Genomic DNA, 11,103 nt, shown 5'->3' on the forward strand with positions numbered 1-11,103 from the left:
AGAAAGAACGAAACAAGGTCTCAAAGAATTGAAATATGATTGGGAGCTTGCTAGAGTAGCCAGATACAAGTCAGAGGACATGAGAGATAATAATTACTTTAGTCATAACAGCCCTGTATACGGATCTCCATTTGATATGATGAAGAACTTCGGCATTAATTATAAAGCTGCCGGTGAAAATATCGCTAAAGGACAATCCACACCAGAGCAAGTGGTTAAGGCGTGGATGAATAGCTCCGGTCACAGAGCCAATATTTTGAGCACAAAGTTCACCCATATTGGCGTAGGCTACGCGAAAAACGGACATATTTGGACACAGCAGTTTATTTCTAAGTAAGGAATATTCCTACTGAAGATAGTAGGAATGAATAAATTCCTACTATCTTTTATCCATACATAGTTCTGCAAGCAGGAGGACAGTTTAGCAGCTGCTATCAAGGTATAACCTATTCCTTGTGGGTAGGTATGATGTTCTCTGAGTGTAGTGACTTCTCAGATTTCGTCCACCTATCTACTTGAGTAACCGTTTGCTTATTGATGTTATATAGATAAGTGACATTAGGTTCATTTTCGAATATAACAAAGAGTTTCTTTTCATTGGTTAATCGATAATCATCTGAATCGGTCACTTCCCAATGATCTTCGGGAAAAACTCTTTCTAAATGCGTATCCAATTTCTCAATAGCAGATTTTGTTTGCAAATCCACTAGGAACGGTCTAATGGAGTAAAAGGTGATGCCGGCTATTAAAATAATCCATGATATGATTCTTAGCATTTTTTTGAAGCTAGTAAGAAATAGTGCCAAAACATTCAACCCTATAAAAATGAAAATCAGTATACCTAATTCAATTATGGTTGTTGGCATCAAGGTATATCACCACAATTCTATTGTGATCAACTAAAAACTTGTAGATTTTTAAAGTACGCAGCCATCAACATTAAAATAGATGCTGATGCCACTCTAACTTTGATTTGCCTAAAATAAAGGTAGGCAACCCAATAAACACTTGGGTTGCCTCATTTCCTGAATCATTTAATCTTAAATGTAGCAGAATTATACTTTTTGCCATTTCCGAATGGATTATAATTATTTTCGATATTTCCAGCGATATCGACAGAGAACCAGTTGAGGGTGCTTGTCTCGGTAATTTCGATCGATTCGGCTGATTCCCTCACACCAGAGAGCATCAATTTCGGAGAATCAAAGTTTGGTCGGCTGCCATCTAATGTGTAATAGATGGTCGCCGGTTCGCTCGTAATGAAGGATACATCCACTTTATCCTTATATGTGCCGCTTCCCGGGTCGGCGATTGTGCGTGGATTTGTTTTGTCCTTTGCCTGATTATGGGCAACCTCCATCAATCCGATCAGACCGTTGGAGAATTCCATCGCTTCTTCATGTCCTTCTTCAAAAGTCGGCTGGAAGCCTACAGCTTCCCATCTCTTTGTGGACTTATTATAAAGGTCAGCACCGACTTCGAAGTTCCAGGCAAAGATGCCTTTTTCATACCATAGATAATCAGCTGAGTTACCTGCTGCTGAGTACAATACATCTGGAATCGGGCCAGTCCTTCCAGGGAGGATGACGGTTCCGCGGTGGTCTTGGATTTTATTAAGAATGTGACTGGATGCGGACCAATAAAAAGCTTCCTCTCCAGCAGTCGGGCGTGGCAATGTGTTCCTTTCAGCATCATACGATCCTGGAGACCACATGAAATATCCGCCATAGCTATGAACGTTCATCGCAAATTTGATATTGCTGTATTCATCAACAAGCCAGGCCATATTTCTCATTTCCACTTCAGAGCCTTCTTCAGGACCTGCAAAAGTCGAGCTTGTGCAGGATGTCGATGCTCCGATAAAGCCGTCATACACGGATCCCGCTGTATAGTTTCGGTTCAGGTCAACACCCCAAGAGTTTTGATAACCAGGATCACTTTGGGTTGGACCACAATGGTTTTTCATGTTTTTCCGCTGCATATTATAGTCATAGAAGCTGTAATTGGCCCCGTCCGGATTCATCGTCGGAATCAGGAAGATATCCAGATTATTGACCAATTGTTTCGTTGGCTTATCATGGGCATAATTTCGGACTAAGCGCTCTGCTGTCTCGATTGTCACGAGTGGTGTCACCCATTCACGGGCATGCTCCTGGGAATAAGCGAGTACTCCAGGCTTCGTGCCGTTCTTCTGTTTCCCGATGCGGATGACCTTCATCGTTTGCGGCTCGCGTGAAACAGATTCAGGTGCATCCAATCCGTCTGTCAGCTGCGCTGATGCCGCAGACAGGACTCCCGCTCCCGCATTTCCTCGATACGTTGTGGCGCTTACCACTGATTTTGCCTGGCTATTAATCGCCGCAACTGCCTGAGCTGCTGTCGTTGTTATTTCCTTGTCTCTATTCGTCGCTAATTGGACGGTAATGACATTCTTTTTAACCGTTACTTTCAGGTTGGCATTCTTCTTATTCGGATTCACCAGCTCGACGGAAAGATCATTTCCTCCCTTATGTCCCCAAGCCTTGGACGTCAGAACGATGGCATTATTGCTCATCTCCCCGATTGTGGCTTGGGCGTGCCTGCGGTACCCATTCGTTTTGTACGGCATCTCCACAATTTCAATCAGCTCAGGAAATTCCTCGGCCAAGCTTTCTGCTCTCTCATATAATTCATTTGGATCCATATAATGATCAACAAAGTCCTTCACGTAATGGTCGTTCGGCTCATCAGGAAGGTCGCCAAGCCATTCCGTCAGCTTTTTGGACGTCTTTCCTCCCAAATTCGATTCAATGGTTACTTCCCTCGGAATCTCATCGACTTCGATTAAAATGGTGTGGTATAGATACTGTCCATAATCCACTTTCCTTGAAAGAGTCGCCGATTTTTCACTGTCGCCTTCCTTCCATTTTGCCGTCAAAGCGGTGCTGGCTGTTTCTCCCGCACTGGATTTGACCTCCAAGTAAAGGAAATCCCCTGACTGGTTGGTAAAATAATTGGCCCGTAATACCTTTAATGTATCTATTTCAGAGGCTAGTTCCTGCTCGAGCGCCTGAGATGTGTTACGTTCCGCTACATTCCCCCTCCACTGGGATTCCGTCACAATGGTCTCTTTCTTCTTCACACCCAACATTTCTAGTGTTGCAAGCTCAGTAGGAGTCACAACGACATCCGCTTCAATCACGCCATCATGCTCATGCACACTATGCGTCAGGTCGACCCCCATTTCCTGCATCTTATCGAATGTTTTGCGATCCGGGATGACCAATTTGACGATGGATGACGTTTCCTCCTTGGCGATTGGTACAACGGCTTGATCATTCACAGCCGTATTCGCCATCGCCCCCACCGGGTACAAGGACGCCAATGTGAAACTAGAAAGTACTAATAACTTGGCAAAGCCTTTCTTTGCCTGCTTCTTCTTCATACATACACCCCATTCTACTTTTTTTGCGCTATATAGAGTAAAATCTATATAAAATTGATAGAATATGGTGTCGCAATCTGCTGTCATGGCAAAAATGAGACTATACACTTAACCACTGGATAAAAGTGTCCATTTCAATACACACAGAGTGAATAAACCACCCTTTAGCCCCCGCCTTTTCACCCTGTAAACCGGTGAATACTAGTTTCCTAAAAGAGCAATAAGCAAACGGAGTAGCGATTAATGTAGAATAGAACAGAATAATAGTTATCATATTGATGGAATCTCTTTGACGAAGGCTAATGATAGATTCCCGAATAGACTTTTGAACCAGATTCGTGTCCCGTTATTCATCGGTTGTAGATTCATTGTCTCAACCCATAATGGATACACTCCTTCTAGCTATTAATCACATCCGGCACATGATAAAAGCCACCCTTCATAAGAAAGGTGGCCAAAAGAATGCTTATTCTATCTTTCTACACGATTCCCGCTCCTTAAACTCAGTTGGAATCGTAACCCGCTTTGCAAAAGTATTCGGGTTCTTAATCTTTTCGATTAAACAATTCGTTGCTTCAATACCTAGTCGAGGAATATTGATTTCCACAGACGTCAAAGGTGGTTTTGAATGCTGAGAGAGTGTTTGATTATTAAACCCGATGATGGAGACATCCTCTGGTACACGAATAGTGAGTTTTTCCAGATAGCTTAAGATCTCATACCCAGTCAAATCATCCTGGGCAATGATGGCTGTTGGGATAGGTTTCAGTTCCATTAGGCTTTTAATCGATTCGAACCCATGATCATTAAATAGCTGTTCATCAATCAAATAATCTTCGCAGAATGGAATTCCACTCTCCTCTAAGGCATCCCGGTATCCCTTTAAGCGGTCAACGGTTACGGCAAAGTTTTCGTTTCCGCCAATAAAGGCAATGTGTTTATGCCCAAGCTTGATGAGATAATTTGTCACGTCTTTGGCGACGGTCACATTATCATTATCGACATACGTAATGCTGTTTTCATGCATGAGCGGTCTGCCTATCACCGTAAAAGGAAAATCAACCTCTTTCAGGAACTCAATGACCTCATCATTTTTACGAGAATACAAGAGGATGAGCCCGTCTACCCTTTTTCCTTGTACCATCGAAACCACTTCTTCATAGATTCCTTCTCGTGTATAACTGGTCGATAAATATAGTCCATATTTCTGCTCATTGGCTCTACGGCTAATCCCGCGAAGAACGACCGAGAAGAACGGATTCTTAAAAGCGTGATACGCTGTGTCAGGCATAATGACACCAATGGTCTGTGTGCTTTTCCCGACTAAGCTTTGAGCCTGGAAATTAGGGGTATACCCCAACCGTTCCATCACTTTCCGGACTCTGCGTTTTGTTTGACTGCTGATATGCGGGCTATCCTTGAGTACCCTTGATACAGTGGATGGTGCTACATTCGCTTCTCTGGCAACATCTTTAATCGTTACATCCGCCAATGCCCTACCTCCGTTCCTGTATCCTTATTTCACGGCACCCTCGGATACACCTTTAATAATTTGTTTTTGCGCAAAGAAGTAGCCGATAATGACCGGAAGAATGGCCAAGGTTAATCCAGCAAGGGCAAGATGCCATTGTTTTGTATACTCCCCAAAGAAGAAGAACATCTTAAGTGGTAGAGTCTGCATGCCATCCTGATTAATGACAAGGGAAGGCAGCAAATAGTCATTCCAAATCCAAATCGTATTCAAGATAGCGACCGTAACCGTAATAGGCTTCAATATTGGGAAGATAATATGCCAAAAGATTTGCCATCTGTTGGCCCCATCAATCGTTGCTGCTTCATCCAATGATTGGGATATCCCCTTTAACGATCCATGGTACAGAAAGATGGACAAGCTGGCGCCAAAACCAACGTACATAAAGATTAACCCTGCACGGTTCAGCATTTCAAACTTACCAAAAACCGAGATTAATGGAATCATAACGGTTTGGAAAGGGATCAGCATCGCTGCCACGAATACAAAGAATAAAACTGTACTCACCTTACTTTTATTCCGTGAAAGAGCATACGCTGCCATGGAAGAAAAGAGAATAATCAACACGACACTCACAACGGTAATGAAGACGGAATTAAAGAGTGTCTTCAGGAAATCCAATTGTTTAAAGGCTTCTACATAGTTGTCGAAATTAAGGGCTTCCGGAAGATTTAAGACATCTGTAAACATTTCCTTCTTCGTTTTAAAGGAGTTGACAATCATGATATAAAATGGGGAGAGCCAAAGTAAAGCCAACATAATCCCGATGATTTCTAAAGGCCAGTTATGCTTTCTGCGCATTACAACTCAACCTCCCTTTTCTTGTTGATGTACACCTGTGTCAAGCTGATGGATGCGACAATTAAGAAGAAGACAACGGCTTTTGCTGATGCATAGGCCATATCACTTTCTTTAAACGCTGTCTGGAAGATTTCCATCGCCACCATTTGCGTGGAATTATAAGGACCGCCGCCTGTTAAACTTAAGTTCTGATCATATAGCTTAAATGTATTGGACAGCGTCAAGAACATACTAACTGTAAATGCCGGTGCAACGAGAGGGAAAATAATCGCACGAAGCTTTTGGAAATAGTTTGCTCCATCAATCTCGGCAGCTTCAGTTAATTCTTCTGGAACGCTTTCAAGATAGGAAATGTAAATAATCATAATATAGCCAGCCATTTGCCAGCTCATCAGGATCACTAATCCCCAAAATCCTGTAGAAGAAGTAGATAACCAACCTTGCAGCCCTTCATAACCCAAGGCTACACCCACCGCGTCAAAGGCTTTCGTGAAAATGAACTGCCAAATAAATCCTAAAATTAACCCGCCAATTAGGTTCGGCATAAAGAATATAGTCCGAAGGAAATTACTTGATTTGATTCTTGAAGTAACAATTAAGGCCAATACTAAACCAATCACGTTAATTAAAATGATCGATACGAGGGAGAATTTCACGGTGAACCACAAGGCATCTACGAATTCTTTCTCCTGGAAAATACCGATATAGTTTTGGAACCCTACAAAAGCAGTTGTCTGAATTCCATTCCAGTCTGTAAATGAATAAAAGATTCCGAGTCCTAGCGGTAAAAGGACGACCAAAAATAGCGATACGAGAACAGGTGTTAGAAATAGCCAGTAGGAAAAACTGCGAGTACGCATTATTACCCCTCCAAATTCATGACAGGAATGCCTTCTAATATTCATTAAACAATGTATCCAGCAAAACAAAGTAGCCCAAGATGTTCTACTTTGTTTTGCCGTTTTTCGTTATCCGAATATTATCGAGCTTCTGTCCAAGATTTTTGTGATTCTTTGACTAATTCATCCCAAGTCATTTCATCACTTAAATATTTTTGGATGTTTACACCCAATTTGTTCTCGCCCCAACCAGTTGGATAGCCCATGAATACCCAACCAATTGTTTTGCCCTCAGTCGCATATTCATAGACTTCTCTGGAGATTGGATCCGCGATTTTGCTGGAATCATAGCCTTCATAAGCAGGGATAAAGCTGAAGTCTTCAAGAACGGTCTTCTTACCTTCATCAGATGTGTACAACCAATCTAAGAAATCTTTGGATGCTTCAATCACTTTTTCATCCTTGTTGCTGTTTACGCCCCAGTACATTGGAATGCCGACTGGAAGAGAATCTTCTTTATAGCCTTCTACAGGAATTGGCAGGATACCAACGTTTTCTTGGGCGAATTCCTCGTCAATCCCTTCGATGGAGCTGTATACCCAGTTACCTTGTTGAATCATGGCTACCTTACCAAGAGAGAAGTTTTCTTCAACTTGTTGAGAATAGTCAAGACTGACTGTTGGCTGAATGGAATATTTATTGGAGAGATCAATATACCATTTGAATTGATCGCCATATTTGAAATCAACGCTGTCAGCGTTATATGCATTCATGATGTTCTCGTCAAATTCAGGAGAAAGGAACACGTTGGAGGAATGCAAGCCTGTTACCCACTTTTCTTTACCTGGTAGAGCGAATACCGCTTTAATACCAAGTTCATCTTTTTTGCTGTCAATGGTTTTAACAGCTTTTTCAAGTGCTTCTGTTGTGGTGATTTCCTCTGCCTTAATACCGGCTTTTTTGAAGATCTCTTTGTTATAAAGCAAGCCGTATCCTTCTTGGTTATATGGAAGGCCAAGTACTTTATCATCTGTTGTGACACCGTCAAGAGTTCCCTCTAACGCTGCTTTAGAGGCTTCTGTATCCGATAAATCCGCTAATTTATCCTTCCAGTCCTCCACATCCTGCGGACCGCCAACATTATAGATAGCCGGTTCCTTACCGGAAGCGAATTTCGATTTCAATGCTGCACCATAATCCTCTCCGCCGCCGACTGTCGTAATATTAATATCTACATTTGGATTTTCCTTTTCATACTTTTCTGCCACTGCTTCAAATTGATCTTTAAACTCTACTTTAAATTGGAAAACATCAATAGTAACCTTGTCTCCGCTGCTAGATGAGGAGCTATCCGATGAACATCCCGTTAAGATAGCTGTTGCTAATAGCGAAGCTGATAAAGCACCTGCATACCACTTTTTACGTTTCATACTTTTACCCTCTCTTTTCTATGATGTTTTAGGTTTAAGAAAACGCTTTCAACAATATGTAAATAAAAAGAATATTACTCTTTCAAAATACTAAAATGCTTGCACATAATGAAAACGTTTGCATAAACCTTACATTTAAAATTTATCATAATAATATAGGAAGTTCAAAGCTTTTTTTATTATTTTATTATGTTTAAAAATTCAAACTTTACTGAAATCAATAAGTGATTGCATAGGTTTTTACTATATTAATGTTGTTTATTCAATAAAATTCCAGTAACATCTCTAGCAATCTCAAATTTCCATATTCATTCTACCCGTGCTCAGGAAGTGCTAGGTATGCAACTCCTGAGCAAACAAAAAAAGCGACAAAAGCCGCTTATTGATTAAAAAATGTATGGACCAGCTGTTCATACTCATCGAAAAAGGCTGGGATTTCCTCAGGATCAAGACCATCACGCATATGCTTCGCCACACCCGTGAAATACCATTTCTGCTCGTCTCGGCCTTTTTTGAATTTTGCCCATATCCCCTCTCCCGCATCGTTGATGTCTTCAGCAAGTGAGCGCAAGTTATCCAGCTTATCGGCCACCACTAACGCTTTCACTTCAAGAGGAGCGGTTTTAATAGCTTCAATGGTATGCTGCTTACGATCATGCCAGGAATGGGCTTTGTTTTCCGTATTTCCGGCCACCACCTCTGCCACTCTCTCCCCAAATTCGCGTTTAATCTCCTCCATGGTGACAGGAGTATCTTCCACCGTGTCATGCAGATAGCCCGCTGCAATGACTTCCTCTGAAAATCCCGCTTTTCTTAAGGTTTCCGCAACACGGATAGGATGGCCAATCATCGGTTTCCCCGTGAGTTTTCTCGTTTGTCCATCATGTGCTTTGGTAGCAAATATCTTGGCTTTTTCGGTTAGATTCATACTAAATCCTCCTATCTTCCTCTTTCATATCCTCAGTGAATTTTACTTCTATTATTTCCTCAATTTCTTCAAATGGATTTACTTCAGCCACCTTATCGCCCGATTGCCTTGCCTTTTTCGTTTAAATTCAAATACACTAGGACGACAAAAAAGAGCCTTTAAAGGCCCGATGATGCATACGCAAAATTCTCATCCACATTCACAAAAAATCAGGCAGAACTCCACTCTTACATAAAAAGCTTACTAAAGAATAGATTTTAACATCATATCATGCGCCTGGCATTAAGTCAGGGACACCCCAATAACACCGATTGTCAAAACCGGACAGGTCACAAATTTGTGATATATCCGGAATGACAACAGTATCATCATTAGCTTTTTCATCATAAGTAATAGAATTCCCCTCATCATCCCACCTATCCAGACAGTAATCTAAAAATGATCATCCTGGTAAAAGTGGATACTAACAGCTTAATCGTCACCTAAATAATACTCCATCACCGCTACTGTTTTTCCCTCTCTTTTTGAAAAAGTGACCTCATGAATCTTAACCAGTTGATGCCTGTTCTCTGTGTTCTCTACAAAGTCATTCATCAAGTCGCAAACATGTTCCTTGTCTTCTCCAACGAATTCGTGCTTTAACAAACTACTAATGGTCATGTTCATTTCCTCCTTTAGAAATAGTTAAAGCAAAAGCTGAAGACCCCCTCTTTCTACTATTCCCGCTAAGGAATATGACCTACCTCACAATATATTGGTAAGCTTGAAGGAATTGTCAGTACCATAAAAACGACGTTGCGAATATCCCTTAACCTCAAATGAATAAAATAAATCCGCCAAACTTAAATTCCAATTATTGTAAATAATATCCAAATGTATTAAACTATTATCATAGTACATTAGACCCTATAAGGAGTGATTCAAATATATTGTTCAAAATGCGGTGAACCCTTCTCGCGTCAGTCTAGATATTGCTCGGCTTGTGGAAATAAGACAGAAAGAAAATCTAAGAAAATAATCATATGGGGATTAGCACTTATCACGACATTATGCCTATGCGTAATGGCTTCTTACGGTTTCTATCTTTTCAATGAAAAAAAGCAAACGGAAAAACCCATCCAGGTTAAAGAAGAGCAGGTAAAAGTAGTCGTGAAAGAAGCAAAAAAGGAAACATCAAAGCCAGCCGCACAGAAATTAAGTACCGCTCCTAAGGATGTATCACAAATAATTGAAGAATCACTCTCGAAAGTATTTACGATTTCGAATGGAACTTCTCAAGGTTCCGGTTTTCTTATCAATAAGAACGGAGATATTCTCACCAATGCACATGTCGTAGAAGGAAATACATCGGCCATCGTAAAAGATCATAATGGTACGGAACATCAAGGAACTATCATCGGCTACAGCAATGATGTCGATATCGCTTTGATCCGTGTTCCAAATTTAGCTAATCATACACCCCTTTCTCTTGAAACAACTGATAAGTCCCAATTAGGTGACGAAATCATTGCACTCGGAAGCCCAAGAGGACTAGAGAATTCAGCAACTTTAGGAAATATAAGCGGCGTAGATAGAACCTTTGTTATCGAGCCCCATTTATATGATGGCATTTACCAAATATCAGCTCCCCTCGCGCCCGGCAGCAGCGGCGGTCCCTTGTTAGATAGAAAAACGGAAAAAGTGATTGCCATAAACTCTGCCAAAATGAATGGCGAAGACAATATTGGCTTCAGCATCCCGCTCTACAAGATTATGAACACAGTCACTCAATGGTCCTCTGCCCCAATGAGCGAACAGGAGATAAATCAACTCTTTTACAATGAAGCAGGCGCCTTTTATTATGAGGGTTTCTATGGTAATGAAGGTTATTTTGACGGTGGTTCATACGAAGAAGAATACGATAGCTATTATGAAGATTACGAATATGATTATGATGACTCTGAATTTGAAGAAGATTATAGTGAATATGATGACTATGAATACGATCATGATGAAGGTTACGATGACATGTATGATGACTCCGATTATTATGAGGAAGACCTCGAAGAAGATGAAAGCCTACTGATAGAGGAAGATACAGAGGAAGCTTATGATGATACTTTAGTAGAGGAATCTGATTTAGAAGAAGAAACTGATGAGGATGAAATCGA

At 41.1% G+C, this 11,103-nt stretch carries 9 protein-coding genes; 2 read left to right on the top strand and 7 right to left on the bottom strand.

The window, feature by feature from the left end; translation table 11 throughout:
* Positions 1 to 337: CAP domain-containing protein (locus tag ACI35L_RS09020; RefSeq protein ID WP_439802707.1), on the top strand; the 337-nt coding region annotated here is incomplete at its 5' end.
* A gap of 693 nt (positions 338 to 1,030) precedes the next feature.
* Here the strand turns inward: ACI35L_RS09020 and ACI35L_RS09025 are convergent.
* The 7 genes from ACI35L_RS09025 to ACI35L_RS09055 form a co-directional block, all read right to left on the bottom strand.
* Positions 1,031 to 3,424 (bottom strand): M14 family metallopeptidase, encoded by a 2,394-nt coding sequence (locus ACI35L_RS09025; protein WP_439802708.1) that lies wholly within the window; start codon positions 3,422 to 3,424, stop codon positions 1,031 to 1,033.
* 466 nt (positions 3,425 to 3,890) lie between these two features.
* On the bottom strand, positions 3,891 to 4,916 hold the full coding sequence (locus ACI35L_RS09030) for a LacI family DNA-binding transcriptional regulator (RefSeq protein WP_049671101.1): 1,026 nt from the start codon (positions 4,914 to 4,916) through the stop codon (positions 3,891 to 3,893).
* A 24-nt stretch (positions 4,917 to 4,940) separates the two neighbouring features.
* Positions 4,941 to 5,756: a carbohydrate ABC transporter permease gene (locus tag ACI35L_RS09035; protein ID WP_049671102.1), complete on the bottom strand. Its 816-nt coding sequence runs from the start codon at positions 5,754 to 5,756 to the stop codon at positions 4,941 to 4,943.
* Positions 5,756 to 6,616: a carbohydrate ABC transporter permease gene (locus tag ACI35L_RS09040; protein ID WP_439802709.1), complete on the bottom strand. Its 861-nt coding sequence runs from the start codon at positions 6,614 to 6,616 to the stop codon at positions 5,756 to 5,758. Before ACI35L_RS09040 ends, ACI35L_RS09035 begins: the two co-directional genes overlap by 1 nt.
* 119 nt (positions 6,617 to 6,735) lie before the next feature.
* Positions 6,736 to 8,025: an ABC transporter substrate-binding protein gene (locus ACI35L_RS09045; RefSeq protein ID WP_439802710.1), complete on the bottom strand. Its 1,290-nt coding sequence runs from the start codon at positions 8,023 to 8,025 to the stop codon at positions 6,736 to 6,738.
* A 379-nt stretch (positions 8,026 to 8,404) separates the two neighbouring features.
* Positions 8,405 to 8,953, bottom strand: a complete 549-nt coding sequence (locus ACI35L_RS09050) for an HD domain-containing protein (RefSeq protein ID WP_439802711.1) — start codon at positions 8,951 to 8,953, stop codon at positions 8,405 to 8,407.
* Between the two features lie 471 nt (positions 8,954 to 9,424).
* Positions 9,425 to 9,613 carry a hypothetical protein gene (locus ACI35L_RS09055; RefSeq protein WP_439802712.1) on the bottom strand — a complete coding sequence of 63 codons (189 nt, stop codon included), beginning with the start codon at positions 9,611 to 9,613 and terminating at the stop codon, positions 9,425 to 9,427.
* A 402-nt stretch (positions 9,614 to 10,015) separates the two neighbouring features.
* On the opposite strand from ACI35L_RS09055, the gene ACI35L_RS09060 reads away from it, so the two are divergent.
* On the top strand, positions 10,016 to 11,103 hold a 1,088-nt coding region (locus ACI35L_RS09060), incomplete at its 3' end, for a S1C family serine protease (protein WP_439802713.1).

This window comes from Pradoshia sp., from assembly GCF_051873915.1.
Classification (GTDB): Bacteria; Bacillota; Bacilli; order Bacillales; family Pradoshiaceae; genus Pradoshia.

Coding starts and splice junctions, on each gene's coding strand:
- ACI35L_RS09040 (WP_439802709.1), bottom strand. CDS start 6,616: ATGCGTACTCGCAGTTTTTCCTACTGGCTATTTCTAACACCTGTTCTC.
- ACI35L_RS09035 (WP_049671102.1), bottom strand. CDS start 5,756: ATGCGCAGAAAGCATAACTGGCCTTTAGAAATCATCGGGATTATGTTG.
- ACI35L_RS09050 (WP_439802711.1), bottom strand. CDS start 8,953: ATGAATCTAACCGAAAAAGCCAAGATATTTGCTACCAAAGCACATGAT.
- ACI35L_RS09045 (WP_439802710.1), bottom strand. CDS start 8,025: ATGAAACGTAAAAAGTGGTATGCAGGTGCTTTATCAGCTTCGCTATTA.
- ACI35L_RS09025 (WP_439802708.1), bottom strand. CDS start 3,424: ATGAAGAAGAAGCAGGCAAAGAAAGGCTTTGCCAAGTTATTAGTACTT.
- ACI35L_RS09055 (WP_439802712.1), bottom strand. CDS start 9,613: ATGACCATTAGTAGTTTGTTAAAGCACGAATTCGTTGGAGAAGACAAG.